Raw genomic sequence first — 25,544 nt, 5'->3', positions numbered from 1 at the left:
CTCGTTAATCGTTTAAACCAAACTGCTCGACCACCTTGTCAAAATACGCCAGGTTCTGCTTGGCGTATTTACGCTTCTCAACATAACGGCCTGGGAAAAAGTTCTTTTTAAAGCCGTAAGCGACAATATCCTTTAAGCGTTTTAACGAAATATCGAAGTTATCCAGTGCTAGTTGGTACTCGTTAGTCACTGTTGTGCGTGACACCAAACGGTTGTCGGTACAAATAATGGTGGCTAAGCGATTATCCAGCATGTGCTTGAAGTTGTGGTTTTTGATATCGCCAATTGCTGGGTTTGTCTGCAGGTTACTGGTCAGGCAAACCTCAACCGCAATGCGTCGATCAGCAATATAAGATGCCAAACTCTCACCGTAGGCTTTTGGATCTTCAATGGATGGGTCTTCCGTCATTTCTGGCGAGAACAATGAATATCCGTGCCCCAATCGGTCTGCATGACATTTGGTTAACGCTTCAAAGATACTCTCCGCGCCATAAGCTTCACCCGCATGCACGGTTTTCAGTAAAAAGTTCTCGTGCGCGTATTCATACACCTCTTTAAATTCGCCCGCCGGATAGCCAATTTCCTGACCGGCAATGTCCAGCCCGACTATCGGCATACCTTCTTCGTCACGCATACGAACGCTGGCACGCACTAAATCCATTGCTGCCGTTTTAATCACTTGCATCGGTTCAAAGTCGCGCATCAACTGAAATATTTGTGTGTAATAGGGCGAAAATCCCTTTTTGCCGAACATGCGCATGGCGCAGTTAATAATGCCGTAGTCAAACGGAGGCTTATCGCCGTTTTTAACGTCCGAACGATTGTTGTACTCTTTCTTCGCCCGCGATAAGCCGTCATTAACTACGTGCATAATGGTATCGAAGGTAACGCCCTTACTCGGATCCATCAGTAGCTGCGGCGCAAACCGAACCTCTATGTAATTAACGCCTTCTTCCTGATTATCAACCGCCAATTCATAAGAGGCTTGCTCTAAGTTTTCGAGGTCACGCAGTACCGCGCAGGTGTACTGAAAGCCGTTGAGATATTCACCCAAATTGTTGTAGTGCGACTTAAATACCTTTTCGAACAAGCCTTCTTCGGTATAGCTGGGAAGTTCAATACCCGAGCGCTTTGCCATATCGACAAGGCTACTGGCACGTAAGCTACCGTCTAGGTGCAGGTGCAAGTCTGCCTTGGGAATGGCTTTAATAAATTCGGGGGAATAGTGCATGGGAAGAGCTCCTGAATTGCGTTGCTTTGTCACATTTTGGCATAAAATCGTGCTAATCTCTGCATCAATTCTGACAGCGTATTAAAAATAACAAGAATAGAAATGGCTTCACTTTATTTCACCTATTCCGCTATGAATGCGGGCAAAAGTACATCCTTACTGCAGGTTGCGCATAATTACGAAGAGCGTGAGCAGCATGTCTTGCTAATGACGCCGGCAGTCGATGATCGCGCGGGGCATGGCAAAATTGCATCGCGCTTAGGCATCGATCGCAAAGCACTGTCTTTTACCCACAAGTGTGATTTAACCGAACTTGTTCGGCAGGAGCATAAGCGTAAAGCTATTGATTGCGTCTTGATTGACGAAGCCCAGTTTTTAACCGAGCAACAAGTTTGGCAATTGACAACTCTGACTGATACCGACGACATTCCAGTTATGTGTTACGGCATCCGCACCGATGCCTTTGGCAGCGCATTTCCGGGCAGTGCTGTGTTGTTAGCCGTTGCCGACAAGCTGGTGGAGATGAAAACCATTTGCCATTGTGGGCGCAAAGCCACGATGTCGTTGCGCGTCGACGAAAAAGGGAATGCGGTGCGCATGGGACAGCAAATAGCCATAGGCGGTAACGACCGCTATGTGTCTTGTTGTCGAAAACATTGGAAAGAGGCTATGCAGCTGCGCTAACAAGCGACTGAATAATACGCTACAATAGGGCATCATTTTTCAGTGGCGTATGACTATGCAAACTTTCACAATTCCAACCCCCGATGACTGGCACTTGCACCTACGTGACGAGGCGATGTTAGCAACAACGGTACCGGCTTCTGCGGCGGTATTTAACCGCGCGGTTATTATGCCAAACTTGGTTCCGCCGGTAACCACTGTCGAAGCAGCTATGGCGTACCGCCAGCGCATTTTACAGCAGCTACCTGAAACCTACCGCTTTCAGCCAATGATGGCGCTTTACCTGACCGCTGAAACTACCCCCGAACTGGTTGCCGAAGCAGCTGCCAACGAGCATATCATTGGCTTTAAACTGTATCCGTCCGGGGCAACAACAAACTCCGCAGCCGGAGTTAAGTCGGTTGATGCGCTGGCGCCAGTGCTAGAAGCCATGCAGCAACACGAGGTGCCGCTGCTGGTGCACGGAGAGGTAACAGACGCTGACGTGGACATTTTCGACCGTGAGAAAGTCTTTATTGACCGCCACTTACGTCCTATTACGGAAAAATTCCCGACTTTGCGTTTGGTACTCGAGCATATAACAACGGCAGACGCTGTTGCCTTTGTTGAAGAGTCGTCTGAGTATGTGGCTGCGACAATGACACCACAGCACTTGCTGATGAACCGCAACGACTTATTGGTTGGAGGCGTGCGCCCTCACAATTATTGCCTGCCCATTTTAAAACGTCGCTCTCATCAAATGGAGCTGCAAAGAGCCGCCCTGTCGGGTAATCCGAAGTTTTTTTTAGGAACCGACTCTGCGCCACATACACAAGACAAAAAAGAAACAGCATGTGGTTGTGCGGGCTGTTATTCCGCACCTGCGGCTATTGAGCTCTACGCTGAGTTTTTCGATGCACATGGTGCGCTGGATAAACTGGCCGATTTCGCCAGTGGCTTTGGTGCAGACTTTTACCGTATGCCAAGAAATACCAACGAATTGACTCTTGTGAAAGAGACTTGGCAGGTACCTGCAACGGTGGATACCGCAAACGGACCTATGGTGCCGTATTGGTCGGGTGAATCACTTAACTGGAAGGTTCAGAGCTAAGAGTGAAAGAGCCCATAGAAATATGGGTTATGATATTAGTTATATTTGAGTGTTTAAAGTGCATTTTATAATGTGCTTTGCAAAGATTCTGATAAGATGCTTTAAAAATAATAAAAAGGTGTTGCCGGGTGTTTGGATTTAAGCAACAGAAAAAAAATGCTCATCACGTTTGCTTCCAAATTACGCAAAAAAGTGTGCGTTTATTAGTCGCAAAGAGTTACGCTGGAAAGTGTGAGCTCATTGTGAACGATCAAGAAGACGCGCAGCCCGGCAACCTCATTGAAAAAGTGGCTCATATTCTAAAAAAATACAAACGGCTGTCATTGAAAGATGCTTCCGTGACACTGGTATTGGGAACTGACTGTTATGAATCTGTGCTAGTTGACCGCCCCATGGTCGACCAGGAAGAAATTGCAGAGAGCCTGAAATATAGTTTAGATGATCTCGTGTCTTTATCAGCAGACGATATTATCGCGGATTACTACGAGTTTCCTGAGCAACCAACGGGACAGGATAAAGTCGTGGCGGTGGCAGCGAGTAAGCAGTTGCTCAAACCATGGGTCGACTTTTTGGAAGACAATGACCTGTCATTGGTGGCTATTACTGTATCTGAGCTGACATTACCGAGCCTAATTAAGCCGGCCTCTTATCCTGAAATGGTTATTTACCAAACTCAGGAAAAGCAGTATTTGGCTCAAATTTACACCTCGAAAGGACTGCTGTTTACCCGTATTTTGCGCGGCGTTGCCGCAATAGATAGGTACACCGAAGAAGAAATAGAAGCAGGCGCGCTGGAGCCATTAGCGACGGAGTTACAGCGGTCAGTCGACTACTTTGAAAGTCATTTACGACAAGCGCCAATAAAACATATCCATATTGCTATTGAGCACGTGAAACAAGATGTCGTAGCAATGAGTTTGGCGCAAATGCTGGCCGTAGAGTGCAGTGTTTATCATTATCCACAGTGGTCACAAGAATTAATAGAGGGTGACTTTACTGACTTGCCAGGTTTAGCTGTATTCGAGGAGTTACCGCAATGAAGCAAAGCGTTAACTTATATCGTGGCGACTTAGTCCCTGTTAATCAGCGCCTAACCCTGGGTAAGTTAACCGTGGGTTTAGTGGTTATTGCGGTAGTGATTCTTGCTTTAGTGACTATTGCGGGGTGGCAACAAAGCCAGGCTCAAGCTAAGAATGAAAGGCTGACCGAGCAGTTAAACACCGCCAATAACCAATTAACGTCGTTGCGAGACCGTTTAAGTAACCGTAAACAAAGCCCCGATTTGGTTGCTAAGAAAACGGAATTACAAACCTATATTCAAGACGCAAGAACGTTTCGACAAAGTATTAGTGACTTTGAAACGTCGGCTTCGTCTGCGGTGGCTTCTTTATTGAGAGAGTTGTCAGAAATCACTCCGCAGGGTATTTGGCTGGAAAACTTCGGACTTAATGGCGAAAAGATTTACTTGCAAGGTTACGCAACCGACACAGAAAAGTTAGTGTTGTGGATGGATAAATTTGAACAGTCTGAGCTATTGGCCAGTAAACGTTTTGCGGTCGTTGAACTGTCACGTAGTGAAGAAGGCTATCAGTCTTTTCAGTTACGCACAGAAAGACTTGAGGAAACTTCAGAAGAATGAGTCGTTGGCAGCAGTTTGAAGATAATTTTGGAGCACTTCCGGCGCGGCAGCGGGTGATGATAGCTATTGCGGCGGTTCTGATTATTGTGCTGCCAATGCTCAGTTATGTGATTATGCCTGACTTAGAGAAGGCATCGACGCTGAACACTGAAAATCAGCGTTTAACTCAACAAATTGAACAGGTCAGTACCGCTGTAGAAGAGCTGAAAGCGGAGTTCGATAAAGATATTAACGAACCTTTGCGCCAGGAAATAAAGCAGCTCCAAACGTCTGCTAATAACGCACAGCAGTCCATTGAGCGTAGCGAAGCATTGCAAGAAGTTGCACAGAGAAAGGCGTTTTTAAATACGGTTTTAAATACTTCAAAATCTCTGAAAATGCAGACTTTAACAGCCAAAGAGCCGCGTAAAGTCTTTGAAACGGGCAGCATTGCTTTATATGAGCACGCCGTTGAAGCGACGTTCGCAGGTACTTACTTTGAAACCCTGGCGTTTGTCAAAGAGCTGCAAAGTAAGCATCCCAATGTCATTTGGGCGCACTTTGATTATCAGGTGCAAAGTTATCCGCAGGGGCAAGTGACTCTGGAATGGCATTTGCTCAGTACTGATAAGGAGTTTATCAGTGGTTAGATGGTTATGCGTTATTTTGACCTTGACCGTGGGCGCAACTGCTAGTGCGTTTGCTCAGCAGAACGATCCAACACGACCGCCTGTGGATGCGGTAACGCCTGTGTCATCGGCTGAAGCTGCTGATATTCAGCTGTCGCAGATAATTTACTCGGACTTGAAGAAGCTGGCGTTAATAAATGATAAACGCGTAAAAGAAGGCGATAGAGTGGGTGGTTTTACGGTGTCAGAAATTTTACCGAATAAAGTGTATTTAAACCGAAGTGGTGAGCGTATTACTTTAAGTGTTTTTCAGCCGCTAACGGAATTGAAGTCGGGAGCTGAACAATGAGAATACTATTACTGGTGATGAGTGTCGCCTTAACGGGGTGTGCGTATCAACCAGGTTATACTCCGAATAAAGAAAAAGAAGCAATGACCCCCGACAATGCAACGAATGAAGCTGCGCCTGAACAATCCGGAGGTATGCCTGCAGCTGTCAGTGATTACTTGCGTCAGGACGTTAGCGCACAAGAGCAGCAGGGTATTGAGCTTTTAGAAGAAGACCGCTTTGTACTGCAGGCGGAAGGCATTGACGCAAAACAGTTCTTTTATGGGCTAGCGGCTGACACGCCTTATAACATGCTGGTGCACCCCGACGTTTCCGGCAGCATTTCTTTGAGCTTAAAAGACGTAACACTGAATGAAACGCTGAGCGCCGTTCAGGATATTTACGGCTTTGAAATTCGCCGTCAGGGACGAACTATTCAGGTGTACCCGGCGGGTGTGCGAACCAAAACATTCTCTCTTGATTACTTATCGCTAAAACGCTTTGGTATGTCGCAGACCGAAATTTCAGGCGGCGGCGTGAGCGAAGAGCGTGACAATAATCGTCTGGGTGGCAGTAATAATAACTCCAGTGCGTACAACTCAACAGGAACACCCTTTACTGGCAATGACAGTGGCCAGTACAACAGAACGAACCAACAGTTGCAGGGCAACGGCTCCAGTATTAATACCCAGTCTGAAACAGACTTATGGGGTGACTTGAAAGAAGTGATAGAGGGTATTATTGGTGGTGGCAATGTTGTTTTATCACCGCAGGCGGGCATCGTCAGTGTTACGGCGTCGCCGGATAAATTACGAGCGGTGGGTGACTTTATTGAAACCCTTGAAAGCCGCTTACAACGCCAGGTGATATTGGAAGCTCGCATTATTGAAGTGACCCTTAATGACGGTTATCAGCAGGGCATTAACTGGAGTGATTTGGCTTCAGGGAATGCAGGTTTTGACGTTGAATTTAATGGTGTTACTCCAAGTAATGCAACGTCGGCAGCTATAGGCGGTTTGTTTGGTCTTAGCTACAGTGACGAAGCGAACGGCTTTAACGGCATGATAGAAATGCTGCAAACTCAGGGAACTGTACAAGTACTGTCTAACCCCCGTGTAAGTGCATCGAACAACCAAAAAGCGGTTATTAAAATTGGTGAAGACGAGTACTACGTAACCAACGTAGATTCCACCACGAATCTTGCTGGTGGAACCGGTGCCGCTGTGTCCAACTCCAATGTCGACTTAACACCGTTCTTTTCAGGGATCTCGTTAGATGTCACCCCGCAAATTAGTGATGACGGTGAAGTTATTTTGCATGTGCATCCATCGGTTGTTGAAACAGAAGAGCAGCAAAAGGTCATTACTTTAACAGACGGAGAACTCGTATTGCCGCTGGCGCGCAGCAATATTCGCGAGTCGGATACTATCGTTAAGGCGCGTAATGGCGAAATTGTTGTACTGGGCGGATTAATGCAAACCGTGAACTCGGAAGAGGTGGGTAAAGTGCCGCTTCTGGGCGATATTCCGCTGTTGGGTGAGCTTTTCACGAATCGTCGTAATCGTCAGGAGAAAAAGGAGTTGGTTATTCTATTGAAACCGACTGTTGTTGGCGTTGACACTTGGCGTGATGAGCTAAAACGTTCCCGAGAACTGTTGAATGAATGGTTCCCGGATATTGAGCAATAGCGAGTATGTACCTTTACCACTACGGCTTACGTGAACTGCCTTTTACTATAACGCCGAACACGCAGTTCTATTACGATCTCAAAAGTCACCATGAGGCTTTTGAGGTGGTTTTAACTGCGCTCAAAACCGGTGAAGGGTTTATAAAAATCACCGGCGAAGTGGGCACCGGAAAAACCTTATTGTGTCGGCGCTTGCTTAATGAAATGCCGGACTTCTTCAAAGCCGCTTATGTTCCGGACTCGTACCTTGACCCTGCCGAGCTTAGGTTGGCAATTGCACAAGAGCTCGATGTAGAGACCGACAAGCTCGGTAATCAGCAGCAGTTAGCCAGAGCATTACAGCAGCGGTTATTGGATATCAGCAAAAGTGACCAGTCAGTGGTTATCATTATCGACGAAGCGCAGGCACTGCCGGAAGAAAGCCTCGAAGCATTAAGGCTATTGTCGAACTTAGAAACAGAGCGCCGGAAACTGGTACATATTGTTTTATTAGGTCAGCCGGAACTCGACGAACGCTTATCTCAAAAAGCTTTTCGGCAACTGCGTCAACGTATCAGCTTTTCCCATAAGCTAACGGCGATGAACGCGGATGAAACAGCGGACTATATTGCGCACCGCATGCAGGTTGCGGGCTACAAAGGTACGCCAATTTTTAACTGGAACTTAATTAAACACATTCATCGGTGTAGCCGCGGAGTGCCACGGTTAGTGAATATGTTGTGCCATAAAATGATGCTACTGGCCTACGGCGAGGGGCGTCATAAATTGACAAGTCGTGACCTTAGGTTCGCTGTGAAAGACACGGAAGACACTCGTCTAGAGTCCGGGCGCTGGCTGCCTTTAAGTATTGGTATTGCGGCAATTTGTTTGTTAATCGCGGTCATGGGCTACTGGCAAATTACTGAGGGTGGGCTATGAGTTTAATTAATAAAGTCCTGAAAGACCTCGATAAGCGCGGGCAGGAGCCATTCGACCGTGACGCAGGCGGCAGTGCTGTTGAACGCTCGGAGCCAAAATCGAAGTTGCCTTGGGTCATACTTGTACTCGCTATTGTGGGCATATCGTTCGGGGTCTTATTGTGGCCAGCGAACGACAACCAGACAATGACGGTTTATGAAGGGGGGCAATCGCCTCAGCCTGAAGCGGCTCAACAGAAGTCGGTGCAATCGCAAAACCAGCCAGATGAAACCAGCTCGGTGGATAAAGCGAATGAGGTTAAAAAGCCTGCGCCTAAGCAAACCAAGCAATTAGCAGAAGCGAAAATAGAGAAAGAGTCGGAAAAAATTAGCAAGGATAGTGACGGCGTCTTCGTAAAGAAGTCTGTTGAGTTAACGCCTGAAGAGATCGCACAACAAAACATTGAAAAGGCAGAAAAGGCCCAGCAGCAAGGGCGTTTGACTCAAGCTGAAGAGTACTGGCGCCAAGCGTTATCGGTAACACCGGACAATAAGCGAGTGCGTAAGCAATTGGCGGCTTTACAATACGGTCGTAATAAGGTGACTGATGCGTTGGCAACGTTGGAAGTCGGTTTTCAGCGCGACAGAACAGATACCGATTTTAGGATGCTGAGTGCGCGTATTTTGGAGCGTGAAGCAAGACCTGGTGCGGCGCTAAACGTCTTGTTAAAGAGCTGGCCTAGCGCGGATAAAAAGCCAGGCTACTCGCAAAAAATTGCTTTGTTGGCGCAAGACACAGGTAATTATGAAGTGGCAGAAACAGCCTATACACGGCTGATAGAAGCGCAGCCCACTGAAGGCCGTTGGTATGTTGGTAAGGCGCTCGCACAAGAGCAACAGGGGAGTAACGCCGCTTTAAGTACTTACCAGCAGGCGCTTCAACGCGTGACTCATGAGCCGACCCGGCAATTTATCGAACAAAAAATAGCTGCGTTGTCAGCACAAGCAAATTCAGCAGGTAAGCCATGAAACGTCCTCGCCTCAAAATGCGGTTGGGTGATTTACTCGTTCATGAGCAAATCATCAGCGAGAAAGAGCTGGAGACAGCACTGGAGAAGCAACGCGAAACCGGGCGTAAGCTCGGTGCGACGCTAATCGACCTTGGCTATATTACCGAGCAGCAACTGTTGGAGTTTCTGGCGCAACAGTTAAAACTGCCGTTGTTGAGTATTACCGAGCGACGTATTCCCCCAGAGGCTTTTAAGCTTTTACCGGAAGTGCAGGCTCGTCGCCACCGTGCGTTAGTTATTGAAGCAGACGACAGTGAAGCCCTAGTCGGAATGAGTGATCCGGCGGACTTATCGTCTATTGATGCTATAAACCAATTGTTGGCACCGCGGCAGGTTGAGTTGGCTGTTGTGCCTGAAGGCGAACTGTTAACCGCTTTCGATAACCTCTACCGCCGCACGAAAGAAATAGAAACCTTTGCCAGCCAGCTGCAGGATGAGTACGAAGAAACCTCAGAGTTTGAACTGGGCCAACTGAGTCTGGACGAGGAGGGTGAAGAAGCAACCGTAGCCAAGCTATTGCAGTCTGTTTTTGAAGATGCAGTTCAGGTTCGGGCATCGGATATTCATATAGAACCCGATGAAAACAAACTGCGTATTCGTCAGCGCATCGACGGTGTGCTGCAGGAAAACGTACTTGATGAAACGAATATAGCCAATGCGCTGGTGCTGCGGTTAAAACTGATGGCGGGGCTGGATATTTCCGAACGTCGTTTGCCTCAGGACGGTCGCTTCAACATGAAAATTCGCAAGCACAATATTGATGTGCGTGTGTCGACCATGCCGACTCAATATGGTGAGTCATGCGTCATGCGTTTGTTGGATCAGTCCGCGGGATTGTTGTCGCTGGAGCAAACCGGTATGCCAGACAATATCTTGAAGCGGGTACGGTCGTTAATTAAGCGTCCCCACGGCATGTTGCTGGTGACTGGGCCTACAGGCTCGGGTAAAACAACCACGCTTTATGGTGCGCTCAGCGAGCTGAATACGGAAGCGAAAAAAGTCATTACGGTCGAAGACCCGGTGGAGTATCGGTTGCCCCGTATTTCGCAGGTTCAGGTGAACAACAAGATAGGCCTCGACTTTGCTCGAGTGCTAAGAACCACCTTGCGTCAGGACCCTGACATTATCATGGTGGGTGAGATGCGCGACCATGAAACCGTAGAAATTGGGCTGCGAGGCTCTATCACCGGGCACTTGGTTCTATCGACGTTGCACACCAATGACGCCATAACCAGTGCCATGCGATTAATTGATATGGGAGCTCCGTCTTACCTGGTAGCCGCAGCGCTACGCGGCATATTAGCACAGCGTTTGGTGCGTCGAGTCTGCGAAAAGTGTGAGCAAAGCTATCAGCCGGATGACGCCGAGCAGCAGTGGCTAGAACATTTATTGGAAGGCAGTAGCAAGTTTGAGTTTAAGCATGGCGTAGGTTGTCAGAACTGTAATCATACCGGCTATCACGGACGTATCGGTGTGTTTGAGCTTCTCGAGATGAATGGCGAAATGATGGATGCGCTGCGAGACAACGACACCAGAGCCTTTGCCCACGCGGCTAAAAAGCACCCGGGGTATCAGTCGATGGCGTCTGTTGCATTAGAGTACGCGCGTCAGGGCGTGACTACCGTCGAGGAAGTCTTGTTCCTGGCGGAAAGTGTTGAGGACAACATTTAATGCAGTTTCGTTACCGAGCCCGCGACAAACAAGGTCAGTTGCAAACTGGCGCGGTGGAAGCCGGTGACGAACGCAGTGCAGCTGATACGTTAATGAAACGCGGCTTAACGCCAATAGCCATAGACCGAAGTGCGCCAACGAGCGCGGCGCTTCCGGGCTGGGACAACATAAAGGCAAAGGTTGCTGACGCCTTGCAGCCCAAAGTGTCGCTCGACGAACTGATTATATTTTGCCGACAAATGTACTCGTTGACGCAGGCGGGTATCCCTATGCTTCGTGCGATAGAGGGGCTGGGAGACACTACGCAAAATAAGAGTTTGCGTAAGGCACTGAAAGACATTCATGAACAGCTCGAGCGCGGTCGAAATTTGTCAGCAGCCATGGCTAAGCATAAAGGCATTTTCCCAAGGCTTATTATTGCTATTGTCCATGTCGGCGAGAACACTGGCCAATTGGAAGAGTCGTTTCAGCAGTTAGCGGTCTATTTAGAAAACGAGCAAGACACCCGTAAGCGTATTAAAGCAGCGACGCGTTACCCCAGCTTTGTGCTTATCGCTTTGGTGGTGGCAATGTTTGTATTGAACATTTTCGTTATCCCCACGTTTGCGTCTATGTTTGAACGTTTTAATGTGGAGCTGCCCTGGGCGACTCGAGCCCTGCTAGGGTCCTCCCAGTTTTTTGTTTCGTACTGGCCGCTGCTATTGGCGCTTATGGTCGGCGCTTTTTTCGGTTTGCGGTATTACAAAGAAACCCCGCCCGGACGGCTTATGTGGGACACGTTAAAACTGAAAGTGCCGGTTATTGGGTCTATTTTACGCCGCGCCATGCTCGGACGTTTTGCACGAAGCTTTTCTGTCATGCTGGGAGCGGGCGTACCGCTAACACAAGCTCTGTCGTTGGTTGCGGAAGCCGTTGATAATGCCTGGATGGAAAATCGAGTGATTGAAATGCGTCGAGGTATTGAGCGCGGTGAGAATTTGTCGCGGGTGGCTAAACAGTCAAACTTGTTTACGCCGCTTATTTTGCAGATGATATCAGTGGGTGAAGAAACCGGACGGGTAGACACCTTGCTATTGGAAGTGGCGGAATATTATGAACGTGAAACCGACTATGATCTTAAGACCCTAACAGCGCGTATTGAGCCGCTGATGATTGCTGTTGTCGCGGTTATGGTGCTGATACTGGCACTAGGTATTTTCACGCCAATGTGGGACATGATGAGTGCCTACCAGGGGCGTTAATAATGACGGCAAACGACGTGGAAGAACGGAAAGGTCTACGGCGACTGCAAAATGTGCTGGTCGTCGCTGTGTTCTTGGTTTTATCAGCGGTTGCTGTGAGAATGCTGCTTATTGACGAGCCACAGCACTGGCGGGAAACAGAGAAAGACGTCGCGCTGTCGACATTTTCAGAAGCCGTCAGTTTGGTTCGGGCAGAATGGTTGCGCCAAGGAAAGCCCGCTACAGTGGCACTGTTTGAACGTGCTGATTCGCCGGCAGGCTTTATTAAGGTGAATGATAAAGGATGGCCGTCGGTTGGTAATGATTGCTTGGGCTTGTGGCGTAAGTTAGGTGGCGAAATACCCCCTAGTGCGCTAAGCGCAACGCGCGAGGGAAATCGATGCTTTTATGCAATAAATGATAAAGCCTGGTTTTGGTTTGATGCAGATCAAGGCCGTATAGAGCGAGAAAAACGCCGGTAGGCATTGTTGATAACTTGTTATAAAATGGATTTATAGAGGCTAACTATGAGTGGGAACATGCGCAACAGACAGAAGAAACAACAGGGCTTCACCATTATTGAGCTGATAATCGTGGTAGTGATTCTCGGCCTATTGGCTGCGGCGGCTATTCCGCGATTCACTGACGTTTCTTCTGATGCCGAAGATGCCGCGCTTGAAGGCGTTGCCGGGGGCTTTGCTAGTGCCGTTGGTATCGTTCGTGGTGAGTGGGAGCTGAGTGGACGTCCTAAAGGAGCTGCGTCTACCGGCGCTGGCGCTGAAGTGTCTATGGACCAGGTATTGCTGTATGTCGATGGCAATACGGGTTATCCGGTGAGTGGCGATAATAACGCTGCGCACGATGAAAATATTCAGGCAGCTGACTGTGCAAGCATCATGCAATCGATATTGCAGGGCGCACCGACAGTGTCAGAAGACTTTGCTAATCTGGAAGAAACGCGTTACTTCACTTATGTGACGCAGGACTCCACAACGGGCAATGATATGTGTGTTTACTATTTGGCGAACACCATAAAAAATGAAGCGAATGCGCCATCTGGTGATGATTATCTGACACTGGGCAACGCTTTCGTTTATAATCCACGTAATGGCGGCGTGAGTATTCACAGCAACAACCAATAATTTTTTTAAATCACAACTGAGAGTTTTAATTATGCGCAATCAAAAAGGTTTTACTCTGATCGAACTGATCATTGTCATTGTAGTTTTGGGGATTTTGGCTGTAACCGCCGCACCTCAGTTTATTAATTTTTCGAGTGATGCTCGAACATCGACCGTAAAAGGTTTGAAAGGTGCACTTCAAGGCGCTTCGCAAACTGTTTACGCGAGAGCTGCAATTGATGATGATTTGAATGGTACTTCGGCTACTCCCGTGCAGGTTAATGGTGTAGCTACCGTTAATGGTTACCCAGCAGCCACACAGGCAGGAATTGCGACTGCCGCAAATTTGAGTGCCTATGATACAACCTCTACAGATGATTTTGCCGGGGAAGACTGGGTTTATACAGTTGATGGAACTACAATTTACATCGCTCCAGCTGAATCAGTTGACGATACAGGTACGGATTTGGCCAGCGCTGGGGACTGTCAGGTTAGTTACACTGATGCAACTGACGCAAATACTCCTCCGGTAATTACCGTAGATACATCTGGCTGTTAAACTGTTATCAAAAGATGCGCGTAAGCTGCGCGCATCTTTGCTCTCGGGGCCTCTCATGAAATCCCAAGGCTTCACCCTCATCGAGCTCATCATCATACTGGTCATTATCGGTATTCTAGCTGTATCTGCCAGCCCTATTTTTATTAGTGATTCCGGTACGAAAAGCCAAACAGTCCGCTTACAAGCCATGAGTATTTTGCGAGCCGTTCAACAGCAGGCGATGCAAGATACGATGAACGACTATAGCGTGTCTGTGACAGAAAGCACTTTGGGCAACCCACCTTACAACGAAGACAATAGCCTTCAGCTCAGCAACCTCGATGACATTACGTTTTCGCCCGCTAATATCACTATAGGATTTAATGCACTCGGACAACCAACGCTTGATTGCGACGGTGGTTGCACAGTAACCATTACCGAAAGCTCAGGCGTTAGCCGCACCATCAGCATTAATAAAGAGGGCTTTATTGATGCGCAATAAACAAGAACAAGGCTTCACCCTCATTGAGCTTATTGCGGGCATTGTGGTTATTGCCATTGTGACCTTGGTTGTTACAACCGGCTTAGGTCAACTATTTCGGCAAAGTGTTGATCCCTGGCAACAGGTAAGAGCGACTGAAGTTGGTCAAAGTTTGATGAATGAAGTAATGGCGCGCCGTTTCGATGAGAACTCTAATGTCGGGAACCAATATGTACGTTGTTCTGAAGGCTCGGGAAGTTGCACAACACCAGCACCATGCCCCAGTGACGGAAGCACGCCTAATGCAGAAGAAGCTCAACGAAAACAGTTCGATGATGTAGACGACTACAATGGCTTGAGGTTGACTGGTGCAGAGCTTAGTGGCTCAGCACCTAACCGTTATAACGGCTTTGAAGCCCAAGTGTGCGTTGCCGAAAAAGAAGCGAATGAGCTAAAGAGAATTACAGTCACAGTAACGACGCCTCAAGACGAGAGTATCGAGTTCAGCGCCATTAAGGGAAACTGGTGATGAGCGTGCAAAGAGGCTTCACTTTAATAGAGCTCGTCATCGTCATTGTTTTGCTGGCGATAGTTGCTGGTTTTAGCTTTCAATTTGTGGGTATTGGCGCACAAATGTTCAGCACGGGCTCTGAACGTTTACAAACTATCGAGAAAAGCCGCTTTGCTATTGAGCGGCTGACGCGGGAAATACGTGGTGCGGTTCCGAATAGTGTACGTGTGAGTGGTGACTGTATTGAGTTTGTTCCGATTGTAGTGGCTGGAACATATTATAATGCACCCATTCAGTCAGATTCAGGTAATGAAATGACGTTGGTGACTTTTGCTGACAGCCCTGATGACATTAATGGAAATGAACGTGTTTTTATATATGCGACACGGCCTAATTTTATTTACGGAGATTCTGGGCGTAATGCTGATATTCAAAGTTATGAGAAAGCAAATAAAATTGAGTTTGAATTAACATTTAATGAAGAGATTCGCTTTGCGAAAGAGTCACCATTAAAAAGAGCCTACATAGGCAGCACACCAGTCAGTTTCTGTCTGAGCGCGGGGACTCTATTTAGAGTCAGTGATTACGGATGGAGTCAAGCTCAAACAGAGTGGACTAACGGAGATTTGATTGCAACAGGAGTGAGCTCCGACGAACCCTTTGACGTAACCGCTAATAATCAGCAAAGTAATAATATTGTCACCATACAGCTTCAGTTTGGCGAAAATGCTGAAGAACAAGTTTTCTATTATCGCGAGGTGCACATTCCCAATGCGCCATAACAGCCCTTTAAACTCTATGTATAGACAACGAGGCAACACCTTGGTTATCGCGGTGTTTGTGATTGTCGTGCTCGGAGGACTGGTTGCGGCGCTGGCAAGCTTGCTGAGAAGCTCCTCTGAGAGTGTAGTCATCGAAGTGCTCGGTGCGCGCAGCTATTTAGCTGCTCAGTCAGGTTTGGAACAAGCGATGATGACGGTTTATCCTTTATATAATGCTCCTGATACCAGCTGCGGCGTTGATGGCACCGAATATACTTTCGCAGGGAACCAAAGCTTGAAACAGTGTCGCGCTAAAATTAGTTGTGACAGTGCAACAGTTACTGATGACTCTAATACGACATATATCCATATGGTTCGCACTTCTAGCGCAGAGTGCGAAGCTGGTGAACAGCGAGCGTCACGAGAGCTGCAAATAGAAACGCGAGTGGAAAATTAAAATGTATATTCGTTACTCACCACTCATGGTTTTAGCATTTTTATTATTTACACCCTTAGTGGAAGCTAAAACGTACCAGATACCTCCTCCCGGCAACTCTGGAAAAGAAGTGTTTCCTGATTGTGATTACGATAGAAACACGAGTACATTTCAATGTGACTCTGGTCTGGAACTCAATGACGGCGATATCATTGAGTTTAGAGGAAACCCATCGTTACCAATTACTATAAATGTAAAAGAAGACGTTTCTCTTGGTGATCGAGTAAAGGTCAACAGTGGTGGCAGTGCGCAAGACCTTCAATTTGATATCGGTGGCAACTTCACGGTTGGCGACGATGCGTCTGTAGCTGCAACTATTAAAAAAGCTGACGAAGTCTCTATAGGCGATAGAACGAAAGAGCTAGGAGCTATATCGGCAAATAATGTAGGGCTCGGAAGTCAATCGCAAATAACTGGCGGTATAGGAGCCTCTTCTGATGTTGAAATTGACAGCCAGGCTAATGTTAGTGGAACAGTGCGAGCTGGCGGGAAAGTATCAATAGAGAGTCAGGCCAAAATTTTTGGCGATGTGATATCCGGAGGTGAAATAGAGAGCGACAATGGCGTCGAATTCGGTGGAAGTATTCAATCAGGTGATTCAATTGAACTGGGAGATCGTTCAGAAATTGCCGGGAGTATTATTTCAACTGATGAGGTGAAAATTGGTGAGGGTTCCAATGTCCAGGGAGGAATAACCACACTTTCTTCCAAAGGTGACATTGATATCGGGAATAGAACAAAAGTAATAGGTGAAATAAATGGTTCAGCTGATTTCAGCGCGGGAAAAGGAACTGTATTTGAAAATAATATAAATAGCTCTGGGAAAGTAGATTTAGAGGATAGGGCGCGCGTTGATGGTTATGTAGATGCTGGTGGCGATCTGTCGCTGGGGCAACAAGGAAGTGTGAAGGGAGACATTAAAGCTGGAGGTAAAGTTGATTTGACCTTCCTGGCGGAAGTAGATGGTTCGATTGATGCCGATGGCAATGTTTCGCTAGGAACACAAGGGCGTATTAAGGGGAACATTAACTCGCGTGGTGATGTTGAACTAGAGGTTCGTTCGACAGTAGAGGGATATGTTAATGCGAAGAATGGTGATGAAGACGGTGATCTGGGAGAAGGCTCTGTTATCGGTCTAACATGTAACAGGAACAATAACCGGGGGCCTTGTGATGGTGAACCTCCCAGTCCATCGTTAGGAAAGTTAGGTTACTGGAAGTTTGACGAGTCTCAGTGGCAGGGGAGTTCAGGAGAAGTTTTGGATTCCTCAGGTAATGACTTAAACGGTGTGGCATTAAGAGGAGCTAGTACCGAAGGGAGTGAACCTGCAATTTCCGGAAGTCCAGGTACTTGTGGTTACGGGATGTTTGACGGTAACAATGCGGTTCGCGTGAATAATGCGGCTTCAATTGCTAGTGCTGAATCTATTTCTGTGGCTTTTTGGTTTAAGGGAGAAGCACGAGAGCAGGATCAACGGGAAAGCTACCAGACTTTACTCATGATGGGTGACGGGCCTACAGAAAGTGCATTTGGGCGATTTGAAGTTTACCGACAAGACCGCTCGGATGGTGGTGGAATTTATTTCGAGATACGCAACGATAATGGCAGCCTTTTTAAGGTCGAGGCAGGTAACGCGCAGCGAGGCCAAGATAGTTTATTTGATAACACCTGGCACCATTTAGCCGCATCTTACGATAAAAGTGCACGTCGTTTAAGGCTTTATATCGATGGGCAATTGGTGGACGAAACTTCTATTAATAGAAGTTATACTTTAAATCCAGTATCGGATAATTTGTACATTGGCGGCCAAGGAACATCTGACTTTAGTTTCAATGGTGAAATTGACGAAGTTTTTATTGGAAATAGATCTCTAACCTCAGATGAGGTTACTACTTTAAAAGAAAGAACCAGGCCATGTGGCAACGAGAGGCCCCTTTGTGAAGCCGTTTGGCCGGAACGCGGCACCTCAAATAACTCTATTCCTATTCCTTTTAGCTTGCCAGGTAGTCAGTGGGAAAATCAATTACCCGCAAACCTCCAGCCTATCGATTATTTGAGAACGGGAGATTTTGAGGATGTTGGTGAAAATTATTCAACTAACGGCCAAACATCACGTGTTTATATTGACGGAGATTTAACCATCAAGTCGGGCCGAAGAATTAATAGAAATGGAGATGCTAACGAACTAATACTTGTTGTGACGGGTGACCTGAATTTAGAACAGAATGTTAAAATTAACGGTTATATTTATGTCGCAGGTGATTTGTCGTATGAATCAAGCATTTTCTATCAAACGGAAATCACAGGCAGTATCAGTGTCGGTGGAAGGGTTCAGGGAAATGATTGGTGGGACTGGTGGAATGTATTTGGCCCAGATATAACCTATCAACGACCAACTGAGCCGATTGAAGGCGGAAGTTTTTGTCGAGCGACAGATAGTGAACCGCCTGTACTTTCGTTGCATCATTATCAACTATCATATAGTAGTCCGGCTTTAACTTGCAGTGGTGCGCCTGTGGACATAAAAGCATGCGCTAATTTTGATTGCTCAGAAACGTACCCTGCTGAAGCAACTGTTGAACTGAGTACTTTGGTTGGTGAGTGGTCAAGTAATCCTGTAGCCGTATCACCTTTGAGCCGTTCAACTCTCAAGCAAGTGAATGCAGGCACTTATACCTTAGCCATTGATAATGGAGAGACTTCACCTCAGCCACAGAACTCAGCGAGGTGCATCGTTAACGGCAGTTTGTCTGAAAATTGCAATATTGAGTTCCGCGATACTGGCTTTATTTTTACTAACGGGGACAACTTAGATAGTAAGGATATACCTCGGCAGATTTCAGCGGAGCCATACAACAACCTTAAGCTCTGGGCAGTAGAAACTAATACTCAGACCTTTGCTTGTGAGGCTATTCTTGAACCTCTAAACTCCGTCTCTATGAGTATGAACTGTGTCGATCCTGATGAATGTTTAATGGGGACAACAGTCAATGGTCGTGAAGTCGTGGAAAATACATTCAGCGATGTAGATATTGATTTTGATGACGGAAAAGCAGATTTACAAGTGAACTACGCAGATGCTGGGGCCATTACGTTAACGGCGAGAGCGGAACTGGCTAACGGCGAAATACAAGGAACCTCGGAGGCTTTTGTCTGGGCTCCTACTTCGATTCGAGTCGAGCCGTTTCAGAGTTCCCCCGGCAGCTACCAAAGTGGTATTCTGGCTAAAGCTGGAGAGGAGTTTACTGCGAAGCTGACAGCTCGTAATAGTCAAGGTGATATAACTCCAAACTTCGGTAATGAAACAGTCCCTGAAACTTTGCAACTTAAACCAGAAACTCAAGCAATCGGTCCGGCTATTCGGGATGGAATGCTCAGTAATGCTAATGGCTTCGATAAAGTCGGAAATGGTATTTTTAGGAATGAGGGGTTGAGTTATTCTGAGGTGGGTTTAACTCGCGTAACTGCTTATATTGAAAGTGAGAACTACCTACCGGGATATCATTCGTTGGGATTTGAGCTTGAAGTTAGCAGTGAGTTGACTGAAATAGGCCGTTTTATTCCGTATGAATTTGAGCCGCTCACCGCTAAATTTACTGGAACTTGTACCGATTTCCATTACATGGAGCAGGCGCAACCTATCGAGCTGTCAGCACAAGCGATTAATGCATCAGGTAATAAAACGTTTAACTACACCGGCTCTTTAGCAAAAGCCGAACCGCTATTTTACGCTTATGACTCGTCTGGGAACCAACTCGTCAATCACGCCGTCAGTTATAACGGTGTCTGGGAATGGGGCGAGGGTGTAGGTCAGTTTACCGGAAGTGCTTCAGTAACGGTTTCGCGTTTAAGTTCGGGACAACCCGATGGTCCATTTAAAGATTACATTCTGGGATGGCAGCTTGATGACCAAGAAAATGGGAACTTTTACTCGACGCTTCAAAATAGTGTTTTGCCAGCATCGAACGGAGCGACGGAGCTAGATTCAGCAAATCTTTACTATGGTCGTTTGAATCTTCAGGACACATACGCGGCAATGGATGATGTCATGCCAATTGCTGGCGCAGTGGAATATTGGGAAAGCGGTGAATTTTATGCAAACGACGCCGATAACTGTACGGTTGTTGATAGAAGCGATGTAAGCCTGCTCGATGAATCAATGGCAAGTCTGGAGCCAGCACCGACTAACGTAAAACTCACTAACGGTTTGCTAAGCTCGCCGAATAAAGAGATTAACCAGTTATTCAGATGGGTGTCGTCAGGTGCAGAAGATCCTTATTCGTTTATTTTCGAACTCGATACTGATTATCTTAAATATGATTGGTCGGGCGATGGCTCGTTTGATGAAAACCCTCAAGCCGAAGGAACCTTCGGTATTTACCGAGGCCGCGATCGCCAGATTTACTGGCGTGAGTTAGGATGGTAGTATTCTTTTAACGAATAATCGACAATTCGGTGACAATGCCTCTTGCTCTTTTGTTAACAAGCAAATAGCATAAAGCAGAGTTTAAACAAAAAATGCGCGACGTTGACGAACGTTCATTATTATTACAATAACGATAGCGCGATGACGGCTTTGGCTTTTACGCCGCTTTGTTATTTTTTCAAGCTTGGAATGGAAACATGATGCGATTGGCTCGACTGGCCTTAATTATGGCCTCTACATTGACTCTCGCCTCGACGGCTCTTGCTCAGCAAGAGATGACCGTCGAAGAAATTACAAATCAAATTTCGACGCTAGAGAGCGATTTTGAAAACTTTTCCGGTACCGTGAATCAACTTCAGCAAGAAGAGCGGGAGCTAAGGGATAAGTTGCAAAATCTACGCGAGCGTAATAACGAACTTGAGCAGAAAAGAGAGTCTACCCTGGCGGAAATGAATGACCGCTACCAACGCTTAGTAGAAGACCCCACAATTGATATTGCTGGCGCTCAGGAAGCGTACAAGCAAGCGGTTATGGCTCATCAGCAAAACAAAGAAGACATAAAACAACAAGTCAGCTTGGTGAACCAAAAATCGAAAGAAGTGGAAGAAGCACGGGTTAGCAAACATAGCCTAATTAACGAAATTGAAACGTTAAAAGAGCAAAGAAACATTGCTCGAATCGACCGATTAGAAGACGAGTTCAATCGCACAGGCGATCTTGAAGTGAGTCAGTCGATTAGCTGTGACAGAAATGAGACTCTGGGGCAGTGTGAAAATCGCGGTAAGTTAATGGCAAAGCAGAAAGCGTCTAAGCAGTACCTCGATGAAATACTTGCAAGCTTAAGTGAGTCGTCATTAGTAAGTGAAAACCTTGAAAAAGCTAGCCCAAATGTTCAAATTTTAGGTTCAAAGACTATTAGCAACGGTTTTAGCGGCGCTGGTAACTATGGTGTTAAGTTAGCGGTAGAACTTCGTGGTCAGTTACCACAGAGTCAGGCGTGTACGTTACTCGGTGTAGACATGCGTTATTGTGCCGCAGAACAACGTCCAGGAAACATAGAGACGGCTCAAGAAGACACGGTTGATAGCTCCGTCATGCACCCGTTAACAATACGCTCAAACGTATACGACGACGAAGTTATCATTGATGGTGTCAGTTATGGTTCAACACCTATCGAAGTCATGTTGCCAGGTGGCGAGCACGAAGTTGAAATCTTGAAGTATGGCTATTCAGCTTATGCTGAAAAAATTCGCCTAAAAGACGCTATGTCTATTCGAGCGGAGCTGGAAAAATCCGAATACTCTTTTACTCGTGGCGAGAAAATCCAGGATATTTTGTATCGTGACGTTCGAGGTCCTGAACTCGTAGTTGTTCCTGCAGGAAAGTTTAAAATGGGTGATTTAGCAGGAAACGGCTTGCCGAACGAACGCCCAGCAGAAACTCGTGAAATACCTAGTGCGTTAGGTATTACCGATACTGAAATCACCGTAAAGCATTTCAGAAACTTTGTTGAAGATACGGCGTATGTAACCGACGCAGAAAAGCAAGGAACTTGCGCCATATTAAAAAATGGCCGTCCTGAGTTTAACGAAAAACTTAGCTGGAAGAACCCTGGCTACAAACAGTCTGATAACTCACCCGTTGTATGCGTAAGCTACAACGATGCGAAAGCTTATGCTGACTGGCTGACAACGAAAAGCGGATTTAAATACAGCGTACCAACCGAAGCTGAGTGGGAATATGCCGCTCGTGCTGGAACTGAAACGGACTTTTGGTGGGGTAACGATGTTGGTTTTGGTAAGGCAAACTGCCGCAACTGTGGCTCTGACTGGTCTAATCAACGTCCTGCACCAGTAGCCAGTTTCCACCGTAATCCTTGGGGATTATTTGATACCGTTGGTAATGTCTGGGAGTGGGCGCAAACTGACAACGGTGTCGTTGTGAAAGGCGGTGCGTGGAACTTTACGCCAAGTCTTGCCCGAGTTTCGACAAAAATGGAACTTCCGGCAGATTTCAACTCTAACTACATTGGATTTCGTGTTGTAAGAGCGCAGTAAGTACTTACTGCGCTCTTTGCTGTCACTCTGTTAGCTTTATAAGTAGGGATATACCGCTTCATGTTTAAAAAAATTCGCGGCCTTTTTTCAAACGATTTATCTATTGACCTTGGTACCGCCAACACTCTTATTTACGTTAAAGACGAAGGTATTGTCTTGAATGAACCTTCGGTTGTCGCTATTCGACAGGAGCGCTCAGGCGGACCTAAGTCTATTGCGGCCGTTGGTTCAGCCGCTAAGCAAATGTTAGGTCGTACCCCAGGCAATATTCGTGCTATCCGCCCAATGAAGGACGGTGTTATTGCAGACTTTTATGTGTGCGAAAAAATGCTGCAGTTTTTCATTAAACAAGTGCATGACAGCCATTATTTCCGCCCAAGTCCTCGGGTTTTAGTGTGTGTTCCTTGCGGGTCAACTCAGGTAGAGCGCAGAGCGATTCGTGAGTCAGCTTTAGGGGCTGGGGCTCGTGAAGTCTACTTAATAGATGAGCCTATGGCCGCAGCAATTGGTGCTGGCTTGCCTGTGTCAGAAGCTACTGGCTCTATGGTTGTAGACATTGGTGGTGGTACAACAGAAGTTGCGATTATTTCGTTGAATGGTGTTGTTTACTCCTCGTCAGTCCGCATCGGTGGTGATAAGTTCGATGAAGCTATTATTAGCTACGTTCGCCGTAACTTTGGTGCGCTTATTGGTGACGCGACAGCGGAGCGTATTAAGCATGAAATTGGCTCTGCGTACCCGGGTGAAGAACTGAAAGAGATTGAAGTTCGCGGTCGTAACTTAGCGGAAGGTGTTCCACGTTCATTTACACTGAATAGCAACGAAATTCTAGAAGCTTTGCAAGAGCCTTTGATGGGGATCGTGAGTGCAGTCATGGTTGCGCTAGAACAGTCACCACCAGAGCTAGCATCGGATATCTCAGAGCGTGGCATGGTATTAACCGGCGGTGGTGCGTTACTGAAAGACTTAGATCGCCTGCTTGTCGAGGAAACGGGTATACCGGTAATTATTGCTGATGACCCGCTTACGTGTGTAGCTCACGGTGGGGGTAAAGCATTAGAAATGATAGACATGCACGGTGGTGATTTATTCAGTTATGAGTAAGTCATGAAAACGCTGTTTGCCCGCGGCCCGTCTTTACTCTCCAGGCTAGTGCTCGCACTAGCCTGTTCGTTTCTGCTTATATTTATTGATCATCGGTTGCAAGCTATGCAGCCTGTTCGCGTGTTTCTGAATTCATTAGTTGCTCCCGTCCAGTATTTAGCAATACTTCCCGAGCAAATGTTGGATAACTTCTCTGAGTCAGTAAAAACAACCGAGCAATTAAGTGCGGAAAACAAAGCGTTAAAACAGCGGATATTAAAACTTCAAGGCCAACAGCAACAGCTACAGTTTCTACAGAATGAAAATCGCCGGCTTAGAGAGCTATTAGGCTCAGATGCGCGGGAGTCTGCTCGCCGCATGGTCGCTGAAGTCATTGCAGTGGCGTCCGAACCATTTTCTCAGCAGTTGGTCATTAATAAAGGCACCTTAAGCGGTGTCTATGAGGGCCAGCCAGTGCTCGACAGCAGTGGTATTATTGGGCAAGTGCAGGATGTTGGTGGAAATACTGCTAGGGTGTTACTTATCTCCGACCAAAGCCATGCCATTTCTTTACGCTCGGAAAGAAACGACATTCGCGTGCTCGCTCAGGGTACCGGCGATATAGGTCGGTTAGAATTGATGTTTATTCCTCATAGTACAGAGCTACGAGAAGGCGACTTACTGATGTCTTCAGGATTAGGTGGCGTGTTTCCGGAGGGATACCCCGTAGCGCGTATCGCCAGTATCGTGAGAGACGAGTCACTGCCTTTCGCTACCGTTTTTGCTGATCCGGTAAGCGCTTTAGACAGAGTGAGAAATGTCTTACTACTATGGCCAACTGAGAGCGAGCAACAGCCGATTTACGAGGACGACGAATGAAGGTTGTGAAGCCAGGAATAGTGACTTTACTTGTCACCTATGTCATTGCGCTAACATTGATGGTCATGCCAATGCCGGCCACGTTTGATGTGTTTCGCCCCGACTGGGTGACCTTGGTCATGCTTTACTGGATTATAGCTCTACCACATCGCGTTAGTATGGGGACTGCACTTATTCTTGGTGTACTGAGTGATGTACTTTTAGGCTCCATCGTTGGTGTTCATGCACTTGGAATGGTTATTGTTGCTTACCTTGCGGCCAGAAACTTTCAACGCCTTAGAAATTTTGCATTGATTCAGCAAGCTGTTGTTATCGCGGTTCTTATACTGTTAAAGCGGTTCATTGTCTTTGAAGCTAATGTATTCCTACATGACGCAGAGTTCACTTTATCCTATTTTTGGCCGGTACTTACCTCGGCGGTTTTTTGGCTCTGGGTATTCCCGTTATTACGAAAAGTACGCCGTCAGTTTGGAGTGTCATAATGCGCATTGTACTGGCGTCTTCGTCCCCCCGCCGACGTGAACTCTTACACTTTCTGCATCGCCCATTCGACTGCGATGTGCCCGATATAGAAGAAAGTCGCACTAACGGTGAAGACCCCGAGGACTATGTATTGCGGCTAGCCAACGACAAAGCGTTAGCCGTAGCCAAACGACAGCCCGATGAATGCTTGGTCATTGGCTCAGACACACTGATTCGATGCGACCAAGACGTCATGGAAAAGCCGTTGGATTTTGAGCATTTCCAAAAGATGATGCGTCAATTGTCTGGACGTACCCACGATGTGCTGACATCGGTTGCTGTTTGTCACTGGAGTGGGCAGTGTTTAGTGGCGAGTGAGTCAGCACTTATTACCACGAAAGTTGAGTTCGCCGCATTGGCAGACGACGATATAGAGAGTTATTGGGCAACTGGCGAGCCACAAGATAAAGCCGGTGGTTATGGTATTCAGGGCTACGGCGGCAAATACGTAAAGCGCATTGAAGGTAGCTACTTTGCGGTGGTTGGCTTACCCTTATATGAAACAGAGCAATTACTTCGCATGTTCGAAGTAACAGGTGGTTGAG

The 25,544-nt window shown here is 46.9% G+C and carries 25 protein-coding genes; 24 read left to right on the top strand and 1 reads right to left on the bottom strand.

Annotated elements, in window-relative coordinates; all coding sequences use genetic code 11:
• Positions 1–4 precede the first annotated feature (4 nt).
• Positions 5–1,231 carry an adenosine deaminase family protein gene (locus BLT32_RS04515; protein WP_053953105.1) on the bottom strand — a complete coding sequence of 409 codons (1,227 nt, stop codon included), beginning with the start codon at positions 1,229–1,231 and terminating at the stop codon, positions 5–7.
• A gap of 102 nt (positions 1,232–1,333) precedes the next feature.
• Between BLT32_RS04515 and BLT32_RS04510 the strand changes: the two genes are divergently transcribed.
• The 24 genes from BLT32_RS04510 (at position 1,334) to BLT32_RS04395 (ending at position 25,543) form a co-directional block, all read left to right on the top strand.
• A complete protein-coding gene (locus tag BLT32_RS04510; protein WP_053953104.1) occupies positions 1,334–1,915 on the top strand; it encodes a thymidine kinase in 582 nt (193 codons plus the stop codon).
• A gap of 55 nt (positions 1,916–1,970) precedes the next feature.
• The gene (gene pyrC / locus BLT32_RS04505) at positions 1,971–3,005 is read left to right on the top strand and encodes a dihydroorotase (protein WP_053953103.1); all 1,035 of its coding nucleotides are present in this window, start codon (positions 1,971–1,973) and stop codon (positions 3,003–3,005) included.
• A 242-nt stretch (positions 3,006–3,247) separates the two neighbouring features.
• A complete protein-coding gene (locus BLT32_RS04500; protein WP_235443957.1) occupies positions 3,248–4,045 on the top strand; it encodes a Type II secretory pathway component in 798 nt (265 codons plus the stop codon).
• Positions 4,042–4,644: a PilN domain-containing protein gene (locus BLT32_RS04495; protein ID WP_053953101.1), complete on the top strand. Its 603-nt coding sequence runs from the start codon at positions 4,042–4,044 to the stop codon at positions 4,642–4,644. Before BLT32_RS04500 ends, BLT32_RS04495 begins: the two co-directional genes overlap by 4 nt.
• The gene (locus BLT32_RS04490; RefSeq protein ID WP_053953100.1) at positions 4,641–5,273 is read left to right on the top strand and encodes a hypothetical protein; all 633 of its coding nucleotides are present in this window, start codon (positions 4,641–4,643) and stop codon (positions 5,271–5,273) included. The genes BLT32_RS04495 and BLT32_RS04490 overlap by 4 nt, the downstream gene beginning before the upstream one ends.
• A complete protein-coding gene (locus tag BLT32_RS04485) occupies positions 5,266–5,601 on the top strand; it encodes a general secretion pathway protein GspB (RefSeq protein ID WP_053953099.1) in 336 nt (111 codons plus the stop codon). Before BLT32_RS04490 ends, BLT32_RS04485 begins: the two co-directional genes overlap by 8 nt.
• Positions 5,598–7,268 carry a pilus (MSHA type) biogenesis protein MshL gene (gene mshL / locus BLT32_RS04480; protein ID WP_053953098.1) on the top strand — a complete coding sequence of 557 codons (1,671 nt, stop codon included), beginning with the start codon at positions 5,598–5,600 and terminating at the stop codon, positions 7,266–7,268. Before BLT32_RS04485 ends, mshL begins: the two co-directional genes overlap by 4 nt.
• A 5-nt stretch (positions 7,269–7,273) precedes the next feature.
• Positions 7,274–8,185 (top strand): ExeA family protein, encoded by a 912-nt coding sequence (locus BLT32_RS04475; protein WP_053953097.1) that lies wholly within the window; start codon positions 7,274–7,276, stop codon positions 8,183–8,185.
• A complete protein-coding gene (locus BLT32_RS04470; protein ID WP_053953096.1) occupies positions 8,182–9,192 on the top strand; it encodes a tetratricopeptide repeat protein in 1,011 nt (336 codons plus the stop codon). The genes BLT32_RS04475 and BLT32_RS04470 overlap by 4 nt, the downstream gene beginning before the upstream one ends.
• Positions 9,189–10,904, top strand: coding sequence for a GspE/PulE family protein (locus tag BLT32_RS04465; RefSeq protein WP_053953095.1), 1,716 nt, complete (start codon positions 9,189–9,191; stop codon positions 10,902–10,904). Before BLT32_RS04470 ends, BLT32_RS04465 begins: the two co-directional genes overlap by 4 nt.
• Positions 10,904–12,145, top strand: coding sequence for a type II secretion system F family protein (locus BLT32_RS04460; protein WP_053953094.1), 1,242 nt, complete (start codon positions 10,904–10,906; stop codon positions 12,143–12,145). The genes BLT32_RS04465 and BLT32_RS04460 overlap by 1 nt, the downstream gene beginning before the upstream one ends.
• A 2-nt stretch (positions 12,146–12,147) precedes the next feature.
• Positions 12,148–12,606 (top strand): hypothetical protein, encoded by a 459-nt coding sequence (locus BLT32_RS04455; RefSeq protein ID WP_053953093.1) that lies wholly within the window; start codon positions 12,148–12,150, stop codon positions 12,604–12,606.
• A 57-nt stretch (positions 12,607–12,663) separates the two neighbouring features.
• Positions 12,664–13,266, top strand: coding sequence for a prepilin-type N-terminal cleavage/methylation domain-containing protein (locus tag BLT32_RS04450; protein WP_053953251.1), 603 nt, complete (start codon positions 12,664–12,666; stop codon positions 13,264–13,266).
• Between the two features lie 31 nt (positions 13,267–13,297).
• The gene (locus BLT32_RS04445) at positions 13,298–13,804 is read left to right on the top strand and encodes a prepilin-type N-terminal cleavage/methylation domain-containing protein (protein WP_053953092.1); all 507 of its coding nucleotides are present in this window, start codon (positions 13,298–13,300) and stop codon (positions 13,802–13,804) included.
• A 55-nt stretch (positions 13,805–13,859) separates the two neighbouring features.
• Positions 13,860–14,285 carry a prepilin-type N-terminal cleavage/methylation domain-containing protein gene (locus tag BLT32_RS04440; RefSeq protein ID WP_053953091.1) on the top strand — a complete coding sequence of 142 codons (426 nt, stop codon included), beginning with the start codon at positions 13,860–13,862 and terminating at the stop codon, positions 14,283–14,285.
• Positions 14,275–14,793, top strand: coding sequence for a type IV pilus modification PilV family protein (locus tag BLT32_RS04435; protein WP_053953090.1), 519 nt, complete (start codon positions 14,275–14,277; stop codon positions 14,791–14,793). The genes BLT32_RS04440 and BLT32_RS04435 overlap by 11 nt, the downstream gene beginning before the upstream one ends.
• Entirely contained in the window at positions 14,793–15,557 is a 765-nt protein-coding gene (locus BLT32_RS04430) for a PilW family protein (protein WP_053953089.1), read from the top strand. Before BLT32_RS04435 ends, BLT32_RS04430 begins: the two co-directional genes overlap by 1 nt.
• A complete protein-coding gene (locus tag BLT32_RS04425) occupies positions 15,547–15,993 on the top strand; it encodes a hypothetical protein (RefSeq protein ID WP_053953088.1) in 447 nt (148 codons plus the stop codon). The genes BLT32_RS04430 and BLT32_RS04425 overlap by 11 nt, the downstream gene beginning before the upstream one ends.
• 1 nt (position 15,994) lies before the next feature.
• On the top strand, positions 15,995–20,458 hold the full coding sequence (locus tag BLT32_RS04420; RefSeq protein WP_053953087.1) for a DUF6701 domain-containing protein: 4,464 nt from the start codon (positions 15,995–15,997) through the stop codon (positions 20,456–20,458).
• A gap of 197 nt (positions 20,459–20,655) precedes the next feature.
• Positions 20,656–22,515 (top strand): formylglycine-generating enzyme family protein, encoded by a 1,860-nt coding sequence (locus tag BLT32_RS04415; RefSeq protein WP_053953086.1) that lies wholly within the window; start codon positions 20,656–20,658, stop codon positions 22,513–22,515.
• Positions 22,516–22,575: 60 nt separating this feature from the next.
• Positions 22,576–23,619, top strand: coding sequence for a rod shape-determining protein (locus tag BLT32_RS04410; protein WP_053953085.1), 1,044 nt, complete (start codon positions 22,576–22,578; stop codon positions 23,617–23,619).
• A 3-nt stretch (positions 23,620–23,622) separates the two neighbouring features.
• A complete protein-coding gene (mreC, locus tag BLT32_RS04405; protein ID WP_053953084.1) occupies positions 23,623–24,477 on the top strand; it encodes a rod shape-determining protein MreC in 855 nt (284 codons plus the stop codon).
• Positions 24,474–24,959, top strand: a complete 486-nt coding sequence (gene mreD, locus BLT32_RS04400) for a rod shape-determining protein MreD (protein WP_053953083.1) — start codon at positions 24,474–24,476, stop codon at positions 24,957–24,959. Before mreC ends, mreD begins: the two co-directional genes overlap by 4 nt.
• Entirely contained in the window at positions 24,959–25,543 is a 585-nt protein-coding gene (locus tag BLT32_RS04395) for a Maf family protein (protein WP_053953082.1), read from the top strand. The genes mreD and BLT32_RS04395 overlap by 1 nt, the downstream gene beginning before the upstream one ends.
• Position 25,544: the final 1 nt, after the last annotated feature.

Origin of the sequence: Idiomarina zobellii (assembly GCF_900100855.1) — a bacterium.
In the GTDB taxonomy this organism is placed as follows: Bacteria; Pseudomonadota; Gammaproteobacteria; order Enterobacterales; family Alteromonadaceae; genus Idiomarina; species Idiomarina zobellii.
The sequence above is the reverse complement of the archived record's forward strand: the minus strand, read 5'-3'. Positions and strand labels throughout refer to the sequence as shown.

Excerpts from the sequence above, each read along its gene's own strand:
- BLT32_RS04515 (WP_053953105.1), bottom strand. The coding sequence starts at position 1,231 with ATGCACTATTCCCCCGAATTTATTAAAGCCATTCCCAAGGCAGACTTG.
- BLT32_RS04510 (WP_053953104.1), top strand. The coding sequence starts at position 1,334 with ATGGCTTCACTTTATTTCACCTATTCCGCTATGAATGCGGGCAAAAGT.
- pyrC (WP_053953103.1), top strand. The coding sequence starts at position 1,971 with ATGCAAACTTTCACAATTCCAACCCCCGATGACTGGCACTTGCACCTA.
- BLT32_RS04495 (WP_053953101.1), top strand. The coding sequence starts at position 4,042 with ATGAAGCAAAGCGTTAACTTATATCGTGGCGACTTAGTCCCTGTTAAT.
- BLT32_RS04490 (WP_053953100.1), top strand. The coding sequence starts at position 4,641 with ATGAGTCGTTGGCAGCAGTTTGAAGATAATTTTGGAGCACTTCCGGCG.
- mshL (WP_053953098.1), top strand. The coding sequence starts at position 5,598 with ATGAGAATACTATTACTGGTGATGAGTGTCGCCTTAACGGGGTGTGCG.
- BLT32_RS04475 (WP_053953097.1), top strand. The coding sequence starts at position 7,274 with ATGTACCTTTACCACTACGGCTTACGTGAACTGCCTTTTACTATAACG.
- BLT32_RS04470 (WP_053953096.1), top strand. The coding sequence starts at position 8,182 with ATGAGTTTAATTAATAAAGTCCTGAAAGACCTCGATAAGCGCGGGCAG.
- BLT32_RS04465 (WP_053953095.1), top strand. The coding sequence starts at position 9,189 with ATGAAACGTCCTCGCCTCAAAATGCGGTTGGGTGATTTACTCGTTCAT.
- BLT32_RS04460 (WP_053953094.1), top strand. The coding sequence starts at position 10,904 with ATGCAGTTTCGTTACCGAGCCCGCGACAAACAAGGTCAGTTGCAAACT.
- BLT32_RS04455 (WP_053953093.1), top strand. The coding sequence starts at position 12,148 with ATGACGGCAAACGACGTGGAAGAACGGAAAGGTCTACGGCGACTGCAA.
- BLT32_RS04450 (WP_053953251.1), top strand. The coding sequence starts at position 12,664 with ATGCGCAACAGACAGAAGAAACAACAGGGCTTCACCATTATTGAGCTG.
- BLT32_RS04445 (WP_053953092.1), top strand. The coding sequence starts at position 13,298 with ATGCGCAATCAAAAAGGTTTTACTCTGATCGAACTGATCATTGTCATT.
- BLT32_RS04440 (WP_053953091.1), top strand. The coding sequence starts at position 13,860 with ATGAAATCCCAAGGCTTCACCCTCATCGAGCTCATCATCATACTGGTC.
- BLT32_RS04435 (WP_053953090.1), top strand. The coding sequence starts at position 14,275 with ATGCGCAATAAACAAGAACAAGGCTTCACCCTCATTGAGCTTATTGCG.
- BLT32_RS04430 (WP_053953089.1), top strand. The coding sequence starts at position 14,793 with ATGAGCGTGCAAAGAGGCTTCACTTTAATAGAGCTCGTCATCGTCATT.
- BLT32_RS04425 (WP_053953088.1), top strand. The coding sequence starts at position 15,547 with ATGCGCCATAACAGCCCTTTAAACTCTATGTATAGACAACGAGGCAAC.
- BLT32_RS04420 (WP_053953087.1), top strand. The coding sequence starts at position 15,995 with ATGTATATTCGTTACTCACCACTCATGGTTTTAGCATTTTTATTATTT.
- BLT32_RS04415 (WP_053953086.1), top strand. The coding sequence starts at position 20,656 with ATGATGCGATTGGCTCGACTGGCCTTAATTATGGCCTCTACATTGACT.
- BLT32_RS04410 (WP_053953085.1), top strand. The coding sequence starts at position 22,576 with ATGTTTAAAAAAATTCGCGGCCTTTTTTCAAACGATTTATCTATTGAC.
- mreC (WP_053953084.1), top strand. The coding sequence starts at position 23,623 with ATGAAAACGCTGTTTGCCCGCGGCCCGTCTTTACTCTCCAGGCTAGTG.
- mreD (WP_053953083.1), top strand. The coding sequence starts at position 24,474 with ATGAAGGTTGTGAAGCCAGGAATAGTGACTTTACTTGTCACCTATGTC.
- BLT32_RS04395 (WP_053953082.1), top strand. The coding sequence starts at position 24,959 with ATGCGCATTGTACTGGCGTCTTCGTCCCCCCGCCGACGTGAACTCTTA.